We start from the raw sequence: 16892 nt of genomic DNA on the forward strand, positions 1-16892 counted from the left end.
GGTATGGCATCGCCAACGTCAAGTGGCTTAAGCGCATTGAGATACGCAACAAGCGCTTCATGAGTCAATTGATGGCAAGAGACTACGTCACCATCCGAGAGGAAGAGCACAATGGCGAGACGGTGTGGGCCGAGACCTCGGTCGGCCGTGCATTGCTGAAGTCGGCGCCTGCCAGAGTGACGCGTAGCGATGCCGGATACCGGATCAGCGGCGCAGCCTGGGGGGCCCCAATCGCCAAGGTCGAAGTGAAGGTTGATAACGGCCCATGGCTTGAAGCGACGATAGACCATGGTGAAGAAGCTGAATTCGCCTGGAAGGTGTGGTACCTCGACTGGAAAGACCCAGCAAAGGGCGAGCGCACGGTCACCTCGCGTGCCACTGATATGGCGGGACAAATCCAGCCTGCCATGGATGATCCATGGATTACCAGGAAACATACATACTGGGAAAGCAACGGCCAGGTCACGCGTCGGATCGGCATTGTTTGAGAAGTGTCTACCAGTCGGCCGTACCCACCTCAGGGAAATCGATTTGAGCTCATGCGGAACATGGGGTCGTTTCGTCCCTGTCAAGCAAGCGTATTCGCGCGTGCGGGATGACTTCCGCTTAGACGCGCAAAGCTGCACTGCATGTAGCGGATAGGTAGGCTCATTATGACCAAAGGCCGACCCTGGATCGCCTCTCTCTAACATTGTGGCCAAACTGAACTGGGACAGCGGCCGTCTAATGCAGAGAAGGTATACGCAAGCGGGACAACAGTGCCGCCAGAAGCGGTCTTTGCAGAGCAGATGTTCTGATGTCGCCTTTGGGGCCGACTGCGGACTGGCCGCTTCTTAGCAGTGGAAGTGCAAAAGCAGACGTTCGTCTTCCGACTCCTTAAGGGACGTTACGTCCCGGAGTTCCTTGCTGAAAGGCGAAAAGGTTGGACCGGACGATTATTTCGAAGCTACGCGAGTTCGAAACTGAGTTGAATGTCAGCGAGAAAAAAGTTGATCCATCCTACGGGCTGAAGGGCGCGCAGGGACCGCTTTTTCTTTCGACGACGGGCACGCCATTGCTTCCTCCCTGAATGGCCGATCGATCCGTTCACCCGCATCTGAAGGACACCGCGAAGTCGCCTCGCCACGGCACACGTTGGCAGTTCGAGTGACGATGCGTATCCGCCCCGGAGAACTCACCGATTCTGATGCAGGATCGTTTCAGCGGCGATGAAGCCCCAGGTCAGATTTGGGCCAAGCGTCGTGCCGGCTCCAACCGCGCGTGTGCCGATCGGGTTGGCCATGGCAAGACCGGCCGCGTAAAGACCAGGAATGATCGAACCGTCCGGTCTCAGGACCTGCGCCCGCTCATTGGTGCGGGCGCCCCCCTTTGTCCCGAGAATCGAACGATTGAGCGACATGCCGACAAAGGGGGGCTTGTCGATCGGCTTCAGACGGTTCTCGGGGCCGTGCGCCTTGTAGTCCTCCCAGCCGCTCTCACCGCGCCGAAAATCCTCATCGCGTCCCTTCGCGCAAAAGCCGTTCCAACGGGCGATCGTCTCCTCGAGGGCCGACGCCGGCAGCTCGAGTTTTGCGGCGAGGCCGCCGATCGTGTCGGCTTTCTTGATCCATTGCCGTTCGTAGGACGCGTACCAGCGGAATGGCAGAGACGTCCTCAGGAAGCGATGATCGCCGACCAGATAGCAGGGCAGGTTCACCGGCGCGCCGTCCGGCCCGCGCGCATCGATCGCCTCGCCGATATTGAAATCGTTCTCGCTGACGAAGCGTCTGCCATCGCGGTTGACGACGATCGAATGCGGTTCGGCCTGGAAGGTCATGGGCAGGCCGTGCGGCTTGCCTTGGTAGCGCGTCGGCAGGCAGGGATAGACATTCGCCTGGTCCATGCGATCCAGTTCCGCGCCGACGGAAGCGGCAAGCTTCTGGCCGTCGCCCTCATTGCTGGGAGGGCTGCCGATACGATCAAGGGCGCCAGGGAAATGGCGTGCCCGCATCTCGGCATCCCATTCGAAGCCGCCGGTCGCGATGACCACCCCGCGCCGGGCAAGAAGCTTCCTGCGCTGGCCCTCGCGCTCGACCTCGGCGCCAATCACGCGGGAATCTGAAGCCTGGATCAGGCCTACCGCCCGGGTTTCCAGCCAAAAGTTGACGTCTGCATCAAGGCACCCGCTGATCAGCCCGGTCATGAGAGCCGTGCCCTGTCCTCCGGAATTCGTCAGCTTCCGCCAAAGCAGCTTCGGCCAGAGCCTGAGGCCTGCGCGAACGGGGTGGTGATAGAGGTCACTATCGACGATCTCCTGGTAGCTGAAGCTGTGCGGCAAGGTGGACCGGCGCAGGCGCGCAGCGAATTTGCCCAGAATGCGGCGGCTGAGCGGCAGCGGCGAAACCATGCGGCCGAAAAGCTTGCCGCCAGGCGCTTCGGCGAAGGGGTCCGGCTCGTTGACCAGACGGAAATCCAGAGGCGTACTGCCGGCAAGGAAACGCAACATATCGGGACCCGCCCTGACGAAGGCGTTCCAGAGCGCATCCTCCTTCCGCGCCCAATCCTGGGGAGACACGGCGCGCAGATAGGTCAGCGCATCGTCCCGGCTGTCGGCGACGCCGGCATCCGCGGCCAGGTGATTGGCGGGTATCCAGACGCCCGCGCCGGACATGGCCGAGGTGCCACCCAACCATCCGCTCTTTTCGATCACCAGCACTTTGAGGCCGCCCTTGGCCGCTCTCAATGCCGCCGCGCAGGCCGCCGAACCGGAACCGATAACCAGAACATCGAATTCGCCCATCGGCGTCCCCCAGACTGTCATCGCAACGTCACTATAGGTGCGGGAAATTAAATCTGTCTACTATTGTGTCGACACTTTTTGCATTATACGTTCCGTTGGTGAGCGGCATGCACCCGCACGATAATCTGAAGCCCCTTTTCGACAGGCAGAGCCATGGATGATACTCACCTTCCGCCAGCTCCATCCGGCATTCATATCTCCGGGTCCGAAACGCGCGAAAGCTACTGGCAGCCAGTGCCGGCGAACGGCCATATCGACGTGGCGCTAGCACCCCACATCGTCGGCATGGAGCACCCGTTCGCGCTTGGCACGCAGTCGGTGGCGCCCGGCGGCTATGTGCGCGAGCACACGCATGAGCGCAATGAGGAAGCGATCTATGTGATCGAAGGCCACGGCCGCGCCGTCGTCGACGGCAAGGAGTATCCTCTGGGCCCCGACAGCGTGGTGTTCCTGCCGAAGAATGTCAGGCACATGTTCATCAACGATGGCGAAACGCAGCTTCGCTGGCTCTGGCTGATCGTGCCCAACGGTCTCGAAGACTTCTTCCGCCTCATCGGCAAGCCGCGCAAGCTGGGCGACCGTGTACCCGCCAACTTCCCACGCCCCGAAAACGTGCTGGAGATCGAGCGTAGGACCGTCTTCGGCTCCGATCTCCCCGACAAGTTCGATCCCGTGAGCCGCGGCTCCTGAAGACGCCGGATGACGACGCTCGGCCTCATCGGCTACGGAGCCATCGCGCGTGACCTCGTCTCGGCCTTTCCGCCCGACGCGGTCGATTGGCTGGTATTGCTGCGCGAAGGCGCCAGTCCCGAACTGCCGGCGAATGTCAGCGCGGTCACCAAGGTCGAACGACTGATCGAGGCGAGGCCGCGGGCTGTGGTCGAGGCAGCGGGCCCAGGGGCAGTGGCGACCTACATACCTGCCTTGCTCGAAGCCGGAATACCAACCGTCGTGGCATCGGTCGGCGCACTTGCCGATGCCACGCTTCACGCCCGGATCGCCGCCGCCGGTCGCAGCGGCGGCGCGCGGCTCATCCTGCCGGCGGGAGCGCTGGGCGGCCTCGATTATCTGCGTGCGATAGCGGCCCTTCCCGACGCGCGGGTACGCTATACCTCGCGCAAGCCGCCGACGGCCTGGGAAGCCGAACTCGCCGCGCTTGGTCTATCGGCCGAGCGTGATGCCGTGACGCTCTTCGAGGGGTCTCCCGCCGAAGCGGCATCCGCCTATCCCAAGAACCTCAATGTGGCCTTCGCCGTGGCGCTGGCCGTGGGCGCCGAAAGGGTCACCGTGCGGGTTATCGTCGACCCGAAGGCGACCGGCAACAGCCATGAAATCGAGGCCGAGAGCGTTGCCGGCACCGCCTTCTTCAGCATGGTCAACGCGCCCTCGCCCGGCAATCCGAAGACTTCGGCACTGACCGCGCTGAGCCTCGTCGCCGCGCTGCGCGATCTGCTCCACATCGACCCGCCCGAGACGGGAGGCCGCCGCTGATGACCTTCTTCGTCGCCGCCGATGGCTGCCGCATCCACTACGAAACGTTCGGGGCGAAGGGGCCGCGCCTCGTCCTCATCCCGGGACTCGGCGGCGACGGACGATTCTGGTCCGGCGTCGTGCGCCTGCTTGAGGCTGATTACCAACTCATAGTCACCGATCATCGCGGCGCGGGCCGCAGCGACCGCCCCGACGGCCCCTACTCCGTTCCGCTCATCGCCGGCGATGTCGCGGGCCTGCTGGCGCAGACGGGCGGGCCGGCACATGTCGTCGGGCATTCCACAGGCGGCGCCGTCGCCCAGAGACTTGCTCTCGACCATGCGGATCTCGGGGTGAGCTACACGATCAGCAGTTCCTGGGGGCGGGCCGACACCCGCTTCCGCGCCCTCTTCACCGCGCGTGCCGAACTGCTCGAAGCAGGCATGGTCGAGACCTACCAGCGCCTCACCCATGCGCTGTGCCACGAGGCTTCTTACCTGGCGATCCATTTCGCCGAGCTCGAGGCGGCGGTCATCACCGCCTCACGGACCCTCGACCCGCTGCACGTCGCCGCGGCGCGCTTGCGCATGCTGCTCGACCATGATTGCCTCGATGACCTCGCCGGGATTGTTGCTCCGGTGCAAGTAATCGCCGCCACGGGCGACGTGCTGACCCCGCCCCCCCTGACGCAGGCCATCGCCGAGGCGATACCGGGCGCCCGATACGCATCCGTCGACGGCGCGCATTTCCATCCCCTCGCCAGGCCAGAGGGCGTTGCCGCTGTCATCCGCCGTTTCATCACCGAAGCCGAGCAGCAAATATCATGACCGCCGACATCGTCACCGTTCTCACCGATCCGCGTCTCAAGCCGGGCTCAGACCTGCTCGCCGAGGGGCGAACCATGGCGCGCGACTGGCGACTCGGGAGCTGCCGTTTCCTCACCGAAACCGGAATGCCGTCCGAAGCCGCTTGGAAACGCAGGGCGGCCGCGGAAAGGCGCGTCATGCAGCATGCTCACATCGGCTTCCGCAGCGTCGACCGCACCATCGCGGCGATCGGCGAAGTGCATGAGCAATGCCGCAGGGCGGGGGTGACGGTCGATCGCTTCGGCATCACGCTGGACTGGTCGATGGGCTATCCGCAGGCCATGCGCGCCAAGGCCGCGCGCGGCACGGGCATCGTGCTGACCGGTCCGGAGGATTTCGCGCGCATCACCAATGCCGCTTCCGCGGCGGCGCATTTCGGGGACTTCATGCTCGGCCTGCCGGGCGCGGTCGAAAACACCCGCGCCGCGATCGCGGCCGGGACAACGGCCATCGGCAATCTCGGGCAGTATTTCACCTTCCGGCTGCCCTACTGGGACGACGACGTGGCGACCACCGAAGCGACCGTCACCGCGCTTGGCCTGATCGCCGCGCAAGATGCGGAGATCCTTGTCCATTCGAATCTTGACGACGGATTCGCCGGGCTTTTCATCGACATGGCCTGCGCGCTGGGCATGGTGCTGGTGGAAAAGCACATTGTCGAGACGCTGATCGGCGCAAGAATCGCGCATTGCTACGGCCATCACTTCAGCGACCCGCTTTCTCGCACCGCCTTCCACGCGGCACTCGTGCGGGTCACCGACACGCCGGGCACCATGATCTTCGGCAACACCGTCTCCTATCAGTCGAGCCCTGCCGGTAACTATGCCAGCCTGGCGAGCTATCTGATGGCCGACATACTCGCCATGGGGCGCTGGCCTTCGGGCCATGCGATCAATCCCGTGCCGGTGACGGAGAACCAGCGCATTCCCGACGTCGACGAGATCATTGACGCGCAGACATTCGCCCACACACTGACGCTGCACGCGCCTTTCTACGACCCGGTCTTCGATTGGGCCAAGACCGAGGCGATGGCCGATGTGCTCGTGGAAGGCGGACGGCGTTTTGCCGATGCCGCTCTCGCCGGCCTCGCAGAACGAGAGGTCGATGTGGACGATCCTGCCGCGCTGATGCTGGCTATCCGGCGCATCGGCCCAAAACGCCTGGAAGCGCTTTTCGGCCCGGGTGCGACCGGTCCGCGTGGGCGTGTGCCGCTGATCCATGCCGAATGGGCGCGAGAGCTCAACCACAAGGCGGCAACCTGGGTGGCGGGCCAGAAGCGGATGGAGGCGGCAAGAAACCTGACCGTCTGCATCGGCACCACTGATGTGCATGAGCACGGCAAGTATCTGGTCGAACAGGCGCTCGAAGGCCTTGGTATCGCCATCGCCGACGCCGGCGTCGCTGTTGACCCGGAAGCGCTCGTCACCCGTGCCGCCGAAACCGGCGCGGACGCCATCGCCGTCAGCACCTACAACGGCGTCGCGCTGCGCTACGCGCAGGCTCTGAAGGCCGCGATGACGGCGCGCGGACTTTCCTTGCCGGTGCTGATCGGCGGACGGCTGAACGAGGTGCCGAAGGATTCGAATTCAGGCCTGCCGGTCGACGTGACCAAGGATATTTCCGACCTGGGCTGTCTGCCTTGCGCCAACCTCGACGAGATGCTTGCCGCTCTTCGCTCCATCCCGCCTGCCGCCTGATGTCGCGAGCAGGGCGCCGCAAATATGTGACGGATGCCTGCTTACCAGGCGGTCATGCCGCCGTCGACCGTCAGGATCGAGCCGGTCGCGAAAGAGGATTCATCGCTGGCGAGCCACAGGATCGCATTGGCGATCTCGACCGGCTGCGCCACTCGGTTCATAGCCGAACGGGCGTTCAGGGCCGCGACAAACCCTGCGGGATCGGGATGTGTCTCCAGCATGCTGTCGAAATAGCTCGACCAGGTCACGCCCGGCGCCACGGCGTTGACGCGGATGTTTTCGCCGGCATGGTCGAGCGCCATGGCCCGCGTCAGCGCCGCTACGCCGCCTTTCGAGGCGACGTAGGCGGCCCGGTCGGCAAGCCCGACATTGGCGACATTGGAGGCGGTGTTCAGGATCACGCCGCCGCCGCCCCCCCCGGACATGACGGGAATGGCATGTTTGGAGCACAGAAAGACGCCCTTCAAATTGACCGCCATCAGCGCGTCCCAATCCGCGGCGGCGGTCGTGACGACCGAACCGCGTATGCCATAGCCGGCGTTGTTGACCAGGATGTCGATCCGGCCAAACGCTTCCCGGGCGCGACCCACCATAGCCGTGACGGAAGCCTCGTCGGAGATGTCGGCTTCCAGTGCCAGGGCGCGAGCTCTGGCCGCCACTTCGCGGACCCGCGCCCCGTCGCGGTCCACCGCAAGGATGCCCGCTCCCTCCCTCGCGAACAGTTCCATGACGGCCGCGCCAATGCCTGCACCGGCCCCCGTGACGATCGCCGCCTTGTCCTTCAAGCGCATGTCCGTCTCCCCTTTTCCAAACTTGTTTCGCCGCATCTTGCAGAAGCGCTTGCAAAGTGTCGACACTTTTGTATTTAATTTCAAGCGCAACTGGGAATAGCCTGTGAAGAACACTCCGTCGGTCGAACAGCATTTGGAGATCTATCGCCGGATGCTGCTGGTGCGGCACCTCGAGGAAAGACTGGGGGCGCTCCACAAGGAAGGGCGCACACGCGGTCCTATCCATCGGTGCGACGGCCAGGAGGCTGTGGGCGTTGCGGCTACGGCTGTTCTGGAGCCCGGTGACAAAGTTGCCACCACCCATCGCGGCCATGCCGTCTATATCGGCAAGGGTATGACCATGCGCCCAGTGGTGGCCGAGATATTCGGCAGGACGACGGGAGCATGCGGCGGACGTGCCGGCCATATGCTGGTGGCCGATGCCGAAAAGGGCGTGATCGGTGGCAACGCGATCGTCGGAGCCGGTATCCCTGCCGCTGCCGGCATGGCGCTGTCGATGCAGATCCTGGGCACGGGCAACGTCGCCATGTGCGTCTTCGGCGACGGCGCCGCCCAGACGGGCATCTGCCACGAGGCGATGAACATGGCCGGTCTTTGGAAGCTGCCGGTCGTCTTCGTGCTCGAGCACAACCAGTTCGGCCTGACCGTTCCTTCCGAAGTGCAGTCGCCGGTCGCGGATCTGTCGATCCGCGCCGCCGGCTACGCGATGCCGGCCGAAATCGTCGACGGCAACGACGCGGTCGCCGTCTATCGCGCCGTGTCGGCGATGACGGAGCGAGCGAGGCGCGGCGAAGGTCCCGGCATGGTCGAATGCAAGACCTACCGCGTCGAAGGTTTCTCGACGTCCGACATGGGCGGTTACCAGAGGCCAGAGGATATAGCGGCCTGGAAAGCGCGCGACCCCCTGATCGTCTCCCGCAAGGCGTTGCTGGGCGAGGTCGGGGAAGCACGGCTGGCCGCAATCGAAGCCGCGGCCAAGGCCGAGACTGACGAGGCGTTCGAGGCCGCCCTTTCCGATCCGATGCCGGAGTTCCTGGTCGACGAAGCCTGCAATCCTTACAGCGAGACGCACTGACATGGCGATGATGCGATACGCCGAGGCACTCAACGCCGCGCTGCGCGAGGAGATGCAGGCCGATCCTTCCGTCTTCCTGTTCGGCGAGGACATCGGCCGCTATGGCGGCGTGTTCAAGGTGACAAAGGGGCTGATGGAGGAATTCGGTCAAACGCGTGTGCGCGACACGCCGATATCCGAACAGGCGCTGACCGCGATGGCGGTGACCGCCGCCATGACCGGCACCCGGCCGGTGCTGGAAATCATGTATGCGGATTTCGTGCCGCTCACGCTCGATTCGCTGGTCAACCAAGCCTCAATTTACAATTACATCTGGAACGGCCAGGTGAAGATGCCCTTCGTGCTACGCACCCAGGGCGGTGGCGGCGCCGGCGCCGGCGCGCAGCATTCCAAGGCTCTCGATTCGATGCTTGCCCATATACCTGGCATCAAGGTCGTCGCGCCTGCGACCCCCGCCGATGCCAAGGGCATGCTGAAGGCCGCGATCCGCGACGATCAGCCGGTCGTCTTCCTGGAGCACAAGCTGCTCTACAATGTTCGCGGCGAGGTTCCGGAAGGCGACGTGACCATACCGCTCGGCAAAGCGGCAACCGTGCGCGAGGGCAGCGACATCTCGATCTTCGCCACTTCCAAGATGGTGGTGGAAGCGGCAAAGGCGGCCGATCTTCTCGCCACGGACGGCGTCTCTGCCGAGATCGTCGACCTCAGGTCGCTGCGCCCGCTCGACGTCAATACCATCGTTGCCTCGATCGCCAAAACGCACCATGCGGTGGTCGTCAACGAGGGCTGGCGCTTTTGCGGCTACGCCGCCGAGCTTTCGGCAACGATCATGGATCATGCTTTCGACGAACTGGACGCGCCGGTCGCGCGCGTCACGCTGCCGGACATGCCGATCCCCTATTCCGAGCCTCTCGAAACGGCGATGCTGCCGAGCGCTGAGAAGATCCGCGCCGCTGCGCTGAAGATTTTGAAGTGACGGAGGCGGCAGATGGCAACCCATCCGATCAGCATCGACAGCGCCGGCGGCGAGTATATGGAAGCCGTGCTGGTGATTGCCTGGGCGGCCAAATCCGGTGACCCGGTCAAGGCCGGCGATCTCATCGTCACCGTCGAGACGGCCAAGGCGGCGACCGAAATCGAGGCCGATCGAGATGGCTGGCTTGCCGATATCTACTTCTCCGAGGGGCAGGAGGCGCCGGTCGGCGCCGTGCTCGGCACCATCGCGGACGAAAAACCCATGGCGGGCCAAGCGGCTCCAGCCACAATAGCAGCGACGACCGATCCCCTCCCGGTAACCGACGCCCCTCCGCCCGCCCGCCAGTCCGGCACCCGTGCGATCGCTAGCCCGCTTGCTCGCCGGCTTGCGGCGGCTGCGGGGCTGGACCTGTCGACCGTCGCGGGGACCGGTCCAAGGGGACGCATCAAGAAGCGCGACATTGACGCCGCGCTCGCCACGCGTTCGGATCGGTCCGGCGGCATCCAGGCGGAGCCGGCCGCGTCCCCGGCATCGCCGGCGACAGCGCGACAAACGACGCCGGCGGTCCTCATCCACGGCTTCGGAGCGGACCGTTCCGTTTGGCGGCAGGTCGTGCCTTTGCTCGAACCAGGTGTTGCGACGGTCAGCCTCGACCTGCCCGGCCACGGCGCGGAGGCCGCGCGACCGGCAAGGAGCATCGAGGAGATCGCCTTTGCCCTTTCCGACCGACTGGAGGCCATGGGCGTCTGGGACGTCCATCTCGTCGGCCATTCCCTGGGCGGGGCGGCCGCTCTTGCGCTCACCCGGCTCGGCCGCCTCACCGTGCGCTCGGTGACCCTTCTCGCGCCGGCCGGCCTCGGCCCCGAGATCAATGCCGGCTTCATCGCCGGGCTTGCACGCGCGACCACCGTCCAGGCACTCGAGCGCTGGCTGGCGGTCATGGTGAGCGATCCGCGAATCCTGCCGGCCGGCTACGCGCAGGCGGCGCTGAGGCAGATGGAAAAAAACGGCAATAGGAATGCGCTGGCCTCAATGGCGGAAGCACTGTTCCCGGATGGAACGCAAGGCTTCGACCTGGCGCCGGCTCTCGCCGAACTTGGCGTGCCGACACGGCTCGTGTGGGGCAAGCTCGACCGCGTGGCACCTGCCGCTCATGCGGCCCGCGCGCCCGGCTTCGCCGCCGTTCACCTACTCGACGGCGTTGGCCACGTACCGCAGATCGAAGCGCCGGCACTGACGGCCAGGCTTATCGCGGAGACGGTACGAAGTTGCGGTTGATACGACCCGCGCTTGGCGCGCCGGCGAAGCCGAGCCGGCCAAGACTTTTTCTGGCCCCACGGGGCCGGAACAGAGACCAAAAGGAGTGACCGAGATGATCTTCGACCACCGCACTTACACCGCCAGCCCGAACAAGCTGTCCCATTTCCTCAAGCTCTACGAGGATGTCGGCTTGCCCATGCAGCGGCATTATCTGGGAGAGCCTTTCGGCTTCTTCCAGACCCACATAGGCGATCTCTCGCGGACCGTGCACTTGTGGAAATACGAAAGCCTTGCCGACCGTGAGGAGCGTCGCGACCGCATGGAAGCCGACCCGGAATGGCAAGCCTATCGGCGCAAGGTGATCGAGACCGACTACCTCCTCGACATGCGCAACCAGATCCTGAAGCCGGTTTCGTTCTTCAACCCGGGCAAGTGACATGCAGCTCGTTTTCTCGGCCGAGGGCAAGGCCTGGCCTATCCAATTGAACGGCGACGCCCTGCGCACCCGCCGCTCGCTGCTGGCCGCCCTGCCCCTGCGTTTGCAACTGCACACGCCCAAGATCGCCGGCAACCATATCTACTGGCACGCGCCCTTCGTCGAGAACGTGGAGGGTGCGACCCATGTGCTCGACGCCAAGGCCGGGGCCTTCATCTACTGGCCGGTGCGGCAGTTCCTGGAGATCACGTTCGCGCCGCTCCAGGCCGAGACGGCGGAGATCACCGTGCTCGGCCAGCTCGATGCGCCGGTCGAGGGCATCGCGGAGCTCGCCGCGGTGCTCAAGCGGGAACAGGGACGCCGCGTCATCGACGGGACCCTGGCGCTGGCCGACGGAGGGACTGAGGAGGCCCCGCCGGCATCGACGCTTCCACACGACATCGTGGCGAGACGCAAGGTGATCTGGGACCGCATGCCCGACGACATAGCCCGTATCACCGCCTCGCGGGCCATCATGCATCCCGCCGGACCGGTCTTCACGGCGGAGGCGGAGGCGCGCGTCCTGCACGAACTGCTCTGGTGGATTCGTTCTGAGCGAGCAAGCGTCAACGAGGCGGTGCTGCGCCAGACGGCGGCACTTGCGCTGAACAAGGCGGCGACACGGCTGCGAGACTTCTGCCATCTCGAGGAAACGCCATCGCTGCTGTTCCGCCTCGAGAGGGCGATGGAGGAGCAAGTGCCATTCGACCCCCTTATCAACGAGGCGATCCTCGTCGCCGGCCGTATCGGCGCCTGGCTCGACCTGCTCATCCCATGGAACGACCTCAACGAGGCGTTTCGTGCCGCGCTCGATGGCAGAAGGGCCTGAAAATGGACAGACTGACCATCGGCATCGTCGGATTCGGCGTCATCGGGCAGCGTTGGGCAGCTTGCTTTGCCCATACCGGCCACGACGTGCGCGTATATGATCCGGCGGAGCGGCGGGAGACAGTCCTCCACGAAGTTCTGCCGGCGCTTGCGACAGACTTGGACGGCTTGAAGGGTCCCGCGCCCGCGCCGGGGACGATCAGGCTTTTCCCGACGATGGCCGAGACGCTCGAAGGCGTCGACTTCGTGCAGGAGAACGGTCCGGAAGACCTGTCGCTCAAACGGCGGCTGCTTGCCGAGATCGAAAACCATATCGGCGACGAGGTCATCGTCGCTTCTTCCTCCTCCGCGCTGCTCGTCTCCGATATCCAGGCCGAGTGCCGTGTGCCTGGCCGCATCGTGCTTGGTCATCCGTTCAATCCGGCGCATCTGATGCCGCTCGTCGAGATCGTCGGCGGCAAGGCGACCGATCCGCGGGCAATCGCGCGGGCTCGCGCCGTCTACGAAACTGTCGGCAAGAAGCCCGTTACGCTCAACCGGGAAGTGACGGGCCATATCGCCCTGCGCCTGATGGGCGCGATGTGGCGCGAAGCCATAGCCTTGGTGCGTGACGGCGTCGCGTCGGTCGAGGATATCGATCGGGCCTTCATGTACGGACCGGGACCGAAATGGACGTTGCAGGGCTCATTCATTTCCAACAGCCTCAACGCCGACGGCATCGAGGACTTCCTGCGCAAATACGGTCCCACCTACCAAGCCATCTGGGACACGCTGCTCGACGCCAAGCTCGACGCTGACACGATCCGGGCGGTTTCGGCGTCGACGGGCGCGGCGACGCATGGCCGCGGCTCCGAGGAACTCAGGGCAGCGCGGGAGGCCGGGCTGGTCGGCATCCTGAGGACGGTCGCCGAACATGGCGCGCTTTGATCATATGAGTTTGGGAGAACGCGCATGGACTATCGCACCGCCCTCGTCACCGGAGCCTCCAAAGGCATCGGCGCGGCGATCGTTGAGAGCCTCGTGGCGGAAGGGCTGACGGTTTATGCGTTGGCGCGCAGCAACGACGCGCTGCTTGCCTTGCGGGAGCGGCTTGGGCCGCGGGTCAAGCCCGTTGCAACAGACGTTCGCGATGGCGAAGCGATCATGTCCGCGCTGGGCGCCGCCGAAGTCGACGTTCTGGTCAACAATGCCGGTGGCCTGGCGACCGTCCGCCCCTTGCATGAACAAAGCGCCGAAGAGACGGCGGAGGTGGTGGAACTGAACCTCACCGCGCCGCTGCAACTCATCCGCCTTCTCCTGCCCGGCATGATCGCGCGCAAGCGCGGCCATATCTTCACCCTGACCAGCACGGCGGCGAGCGGTATCTTTGCCGGCACGACAGCCTATGGCGCGGCAAAGGCCGGCCTGTCGCAAGCGGGCCGCATCCTGCGCTTCGATCTTGCAGGCACCGGCGTGAGGCTGACAGAGATCGCGCCTGGACGCGTCGAGACGGATTTCTACCTCAATGCCTTTGACGGAGACCGTGAAGGCCTGCGCAAGCGCATGTATTGCGAGCAACGGCCGTTGCACCCGGCCGACGTTGCCGCCGCGCTTGTTTCAGCGTTGAGGATGCCTGACCACGTCGACATCACGGAATTGACCATCGCGCCGAGCGAACAGGCGACCGGGGGCCAGAAATACCCGCCGCCGCCGCTACGATGAACGGCCCGGCATCGCCGCTTCTATGTATCGGCAGGCCCGCCGGTCAGCTTCGCGAGAACCGCCATGCAGGCCTCCTCCCAGGCCGCCGGCACTTCGCGCGCCGAGAGAACCTGCAGTCCCCGCTCGGTGATCCCACCAGGCGTCACCAATTCCTGCAGCATCCGCTCCATCGGGTCTCCCTTTTCGGCGATCAGTCGCCCAGCCGCTACGAAGGTCCTTGCCGCTAGCCGGCGAGCCGCCGCGGGATCGAGGCCTTGGGCGCTCGACCATTCCGCCGTCCTGCGTATGAGGTCCTGTGCCCAGCCGTAGACCGCAGCACTGACCGTCGCGACCTCAAAATCCCTCTCGCTGGAAAGTGCTATCGAGGGGCCTAGCCGGTCCAGCACCGCCCTCGCCTGCTCTAGGTTGGGATAGTAGACTGTCGGACTGGCCCCGATCTCGGAAGCAGTGAGCGGCATGGCGCGAACGACACGCGCTGGCGCGACATCCAGACCGGCCAGCGGCACGCCGGCGCAAACCGATATTAGGGTCTGCCCCATGCGCCACGGCAAGCCTCTGACTGCCTCCGGCGCATGGATGGGCCGCACCGAGAGCAGGACGACATCGGAAACCTCAACGAGTTCCCGATTGTCGGCTGCGAGCCGAAAGCCGTGCTGGGCCGCAAGGGTCGCGGCCTTGCCGCGTGGAGACAGGACGATTGCCGCCGGATCCAACCCGGATCGCAGGAACCCGGTCAACATGGAAGCCGCCAGATGCCCGACGCCAAGAATGCCAACGATCATTTCCTTCTCCCCGAAGCGCCGCTTGCCATTCGTATGAACTTGCGAAAGAAAGGTGAGCCGCAAAGTGTCGACACAAAATGCAGACAAATCCGATTGGAACTTTCATGACCGAACGAGTTGAGGGCGACGCTGGCGGCGACCAGCCTGCTGTGAACGAAGCCGAAACGCGACGCAGCGCCGACAGCAGCGAACGTGCCTATCTCACGATCCGCAAGTATCTCGTCGAGTTCACGCTCAAGCCCGGCGAGCGCATCAATGAGGTCCAGCTTTCGCGCAGCCTGGGTGTTTCGCGCACGCCAATCCGCGAGGCGTTGAACCGGCTCGCCTCCGAGGGCTTCGTTTCGCTCACGCCCAATCGCGGCTTCTTCGTAAGGAGCCTCAGCACCGAGGGCCTGCTCGATCTCTATGAGCTGCGCTCCATCATCGAATGCGCCGCTTTCAAACTGATGTGCGAGCGCGCCGAAGACCGCGACATCGATCGGCTGCGAGAATATTGGGAGGCGATCGTCGACGGCTATCGAGACCAGCCGGCAGATATCATCCTGGCTGAGGACGAAGGCTTCCACCTGCTCATCGCCGAACTCTCGGGAAATCCCGAACTCGTCGGCCAGCTCGCCTCCATCAATGCGCGCATCCGCTTCATCCGCCGTATCCAGATCGAGCACCCTTCGCACGACAAGGCGCAAGTCACCTTCCACTCGGGCATCGTCGCCGCCGCCGTCAAACGAGATGCCGAGGAAGGCATGAAACTGTTGCGCGAACATATCGAAATGACCGTCTCCGCCACGCAGCAGGCGCTCAAGGACGCGCTGCTCAAGGTTTTTGCGCCCGACAATGCCTCCGATTTAAAGCGTCGCCGAAAGGTCCGCGATACCTGATCGGTATCTGACCACAAGATTGAACGCAATAGTGTCGACACTTTCTTGACTGCCACTCCTTTGTCTGCTTCGATGCGCTGGCAAAGAGGGAGAAGACCGGAACGGCCGCCCTCACGTGACAGCAGCTAAGGGGAACCTTCATGAGAAAAATTACCGCCGCACTCCTTCTCGGCACCTCACTCTTCGCGCTACCCGCCATGGCGGAGCAGATAACCGTCGGCATGGCCGCGCCGCTTTCCGGCCCGCAGGCGTATTTCGGCAACACCTGGCACAATGGCTTCAGGCTCTATGTCGACAAACTGAACGCGAATGGCGGCGTCAACGGCGTCACCATTGCCTACGACCAGCAGGACGATAAAGCCGACCCGCGCGAGGGAACGCTCGTCGCGCAGAAGTTCTGCGACAACGACAAGGTCGTGCTCGGTCTTGTGAATTTCAATTCCGGCGTTGCCCAGTCAACGCTGCCGATCTACGAGGACTGCTCGCTGCCGACCATGACCTTCGGCTCGAACCCGTCGCTAACCAAACAGGGGTACAAGTTCATGGTGCGCCCCGTCGCCAACGACTTGGCGGGCGCGCTGTTGCCAGCCGAATACGCCCTGGGCAAGCTTGGCGCGAAGACCGCCGTCATCGTCAACGACAAGCAGGTTTTCGGACAGGGGATTTCCGAGATATTCGCCAAGAACTTCAAAGCGGGCGGCGGCAAGGTCCTCGACACCTTGGCCGTGGCGCCGACCGACGTCGACTTCACCGCCGTGCTGGCCCAGATCAAGACCAAAAAGCCGGATGCGATCTATCTTGGCGCCGTGATGCCGCAGCTTGCGCTGTTCGCCAAGCAGATGCACGAACAGGGCATAACCGGGACGCTGATGGTGCCGGACGGCGGCTATACCCCGGACCTTATCAAGCAGGCCGGCGAGGCCAACGTCCAGGGTACGCTTGTTGCCATCCAGGTCCCGCCGATGGATGCCTCCCCCGAGATCGCGGATTTCGCCAAGCTCTATAAGGCCAAGTATGGCGAGGATGCCGGGCCATATTCGATCTACGGCTATGTGCAGGGCCAAATCCTCGAGCAGGTGCTCAAGACGACCAAGGGCCTTACGCGCGAGGACATGAACGCCGCGCTGCATGTGGTCAAAGTCAAGACCGCGGTGGGCGAACTGGAGTTCGACGACACCGGCGAACTCAAAGTGGCCCCGTCCTACCTCTATAAGGTCGAGGGCTCGGACTTCAAACTCGCCGGCCAAAAATAGGATGCGCTGGAGCCGCTCGCCTCGGCGGCGGTCTCCCAGTTTGTTTGCGGCCGCGCTCCAC

The 16892-nt window shown here is 64.3% G+C and carries 16 protein-coding genes and 1 pseudogene; 14 read left to right on the forward strand and 3 right to left on the reverse strand.

The features are described 5' to 3' along the window. Window positions 1-488, forward strand: a pseudogene (locus FJ417_RS31020) (sulfite oxidase); the annotation flags it as partial. 686 nt (window positions 489-1174) lie between these two features. On the opposite strand, the gene FJ417_RS31025 reads toward FJ417_RS31020, so the two are convergent. Beyond that, a complete protein-coding gene (locus tag FJ417_RS31025) occupies window positions 1175-2779 on the reverse strand; it encodes an FAD-dependent oxidoreductase (protein ID WP_140786070.1) in 1605 nt (534 codons plus the stop codon). Between the two features lie 153 nt (window positions 2780-2932). Between FJ417_RS31025 and FJ417_RS31030 the strand changes: the two genes are divergently transcribed. Genes FJ417_RS31030 through FJ417_RS31045 form a run of 4 tightly spaced genes read left to right on the forward strand, consistent with a single transcriptional unit; the run spans window position 2933 to window position 6812 of the window. After that, window positions 2933-3469: a cupin domain-containing protein gene (locus FJ417_RS31030; protein ID WP_140786071.1), complete on the forward strand. Its 537-nt coding sequence runs from the start codon at window positions 2933-2935 to the stop codon at window positions 3467-3469. 9 nt (window positions 3470-3478) lie between these two features. Then, the gene (locus tag FJ417_RS31035) at window positions 3479-4270 is read left to right on the forward strand and encodes an aspartate dehydrogenase (RefSeq protein WP_140786072.1); all 792 of its coding nucleotides are present in this window, start codon (window positions 3479-3481) and stop codon (window positions 4268-4270) included. After that, the gene (locus FJ417_RS31040; RefSeq protein ID WP_140786073.1) at window positions 4270-5076 is read left to right on the forward strand and encodes an alpha/beta fold hydrolase; all 807 of its coding nucleotides are present in this window, start codon (window positions 4270-4272) and stop codon (window positions 5074-5076) included. Before FJ417_RS31035 ends, FJ417_RS31040 begins: the two co-directional genes overlap by 1 nt. Further along, window positions 5073-6812, forward strand: coding sequence for a cobalamin-dependent protein (locus FJ417_RS31045; protein WP_140786074.1), 1740 nt, complete (start codon window positions 5073-5075; stop codon window positions 6810-6812). Before FJ417_RS31040 ends, FJ417_RS31045 begins: the two co-directional genes overlap by 4 nt. A gap of 41 nt (window positions 6813-6853) precedes the next feature. Here the strand turns inward: FJ417_RS31045 and FJ417_RS31050 are convergent, their stop codons facing one another. Further along, window positions 6854-7603, reverse strand: coding sequence for an SDR family oxidoreductase (locus tag FJ417_RS31050; RefSeq protein WP_140786075.1), 750 nt, complete (start codon window positions 7601-7603; stop codon window positions 6854-6856). Between the two features lie 103 nt (window positions 7604-7706). Between FJ417_RS31050 and FJ417_RS31055 the strand changes: the two genes are divergently transcribed. The 7 genes from FJ417_RS31055 (at window position 7707) to FJ417_RS31085 (ending at window position 13918) form a co-directional block, all read left to right on the forward strand. Then, entirely contained in the window at window positions 7707-8678 is a 972-nt protein-coding gene (locus FJ417_RS31055; protein WP_140786076.1) for a thiamine pyrophosphate-dependent dehydrogenase E1 component subunit alpha, read from the forward strand. Between the two features lies 1 nt (window position 8679). Beyond that, window positions 8680-9654, forward strand: coding sequence for an alpha-ketoacid dehydrogenase subunit beta (locus tag FJ417_RS31060; RefSeq protein WP_140786077.1), 975 nt, complete (start codon window positions 8680-8682; stop codon window positions 9652-9654). Between the two features lie 12 nt (window positions 9655-9666). Next, on the forward strand, window positions 9667-10932 hold the full coding sequence (locus FJ417_RS31065) for an acetoin dehydrogenase dihydrolipoyllysine-residue acetyltransferase subunit (protein ID WP_140786078.1): 1266 nt from the start codon (window positions 9667-9669) through the stop codon (window positions 10930-10932). 94 nt (window positions 10933-11026) lie between these two features. Beyond that, on the forward strand, window positions 11027-11350 hold the full coding sequence (locus tag FJ417_RS31070; protein ID WP_140786079.1) for an NIPSNAP family protein: 324 nt from the start codon (window positions 11027-11029) through the stop codon (window positions 11348-11350). Between the two features lies 1 nt (window position 11351). Continuing rightward, window positions 11352-12218: a hypothetical protein gene (locus FJ417_RS31075; RefSeq protein ID WP_140786080.1), complete on the forward strand. Its 867-nt coding sequence runs from the start codon at window positions 11352-11354 to the stop codon at window positions 12216-12218. After that, window positions 12164-13144 carry a 3-hydroxyacyl-CoA dehydrogenase NAD-binding domain-containing protein gene (locus FJ417_RS31080; RefSeq protein ID WP_140786081.1) on the forward strand — a complete coding sequence of 327 codons (981 nt, stop codon included), beginning with the start codon at window positions 12164-12166 and terminating at the stop codon, window positions 13142-13144. Before FJ417_RS31075 ends, FJ417_RS31080 begins: the two co-directional genes overlap by 55 nt. Before the next feature lie 24 nt (window positions 13145-13168). Further along, window positions 13169-13918: an SDR family oxidoreductase gene (locus FJ417_RS31085; RefSeq protein ID WP_140786082.1), complete on the forward strand. Its 750-nt coding sequence runs from the start codon at window positions 13169-13171 to the stop codon at window positions 13916-13918. Between the two features lie 20 nt (window positions 13919-13938). Here FJ417_RS31085 and FJ417_RS31090 read toward each other — a convergent pair whose 3' ends face one another. Then, window positions 13939-14700 (reverse strand): pyrroline-5-carboxylate reductase dimerization domain-containing protein, encoded by a 762-nt coding sequence (locus FJ417_RS31090; protein WP_140786083.1) that lies wholly within the window; start codon window positions 14698-14700, stop codon window positions 13939-13941. 104 nt (window positions 14701-14804) lie between these two features. On the opposite strand from FJ417_RS31090, the gene FJ417_RS31095 reads away from it, so the two are divergent. Both FJ417_RS31095 and FJ417_RS31100 read left to right on the forward strand, forming a co-directional pair. Beyond that, window positions 14805-15578 (forward strand): GntR family transcriptional regulator, encoded by a 774-nt coding sequence (locus tag FJ417_RS31095; RefSeq protein WP_181183346.1) that lies wholly within the window; start codon window positions 14805-14807, stop codon window positions 15576-15578. A gap of 140 nt (window positions 15579-15718) precedes the next feature. After that, a complete protein-coding gene (locus FJ417_RS31100) occupies window positions 15719-16831 on the forward strand; it encodes a branched-chain amino acid ABC transporter substrate-binding protein (RefSeq protein ID WP_140786085.1) in 1113 nt (370 codons plus the stop codon). Window positions 16832-16892 lie beyond the last annotated feature (61 nt).

Source organism: Mesorhizobium sp. B3-1-7 (genome assembly GCF_006439385.1).
Taxonomy (GTDB): Bacteria; Pseudomonadota; Alphaproteobacteria; order Rhizobiales; family Rhizobiaceae; genus Mesorhizobium.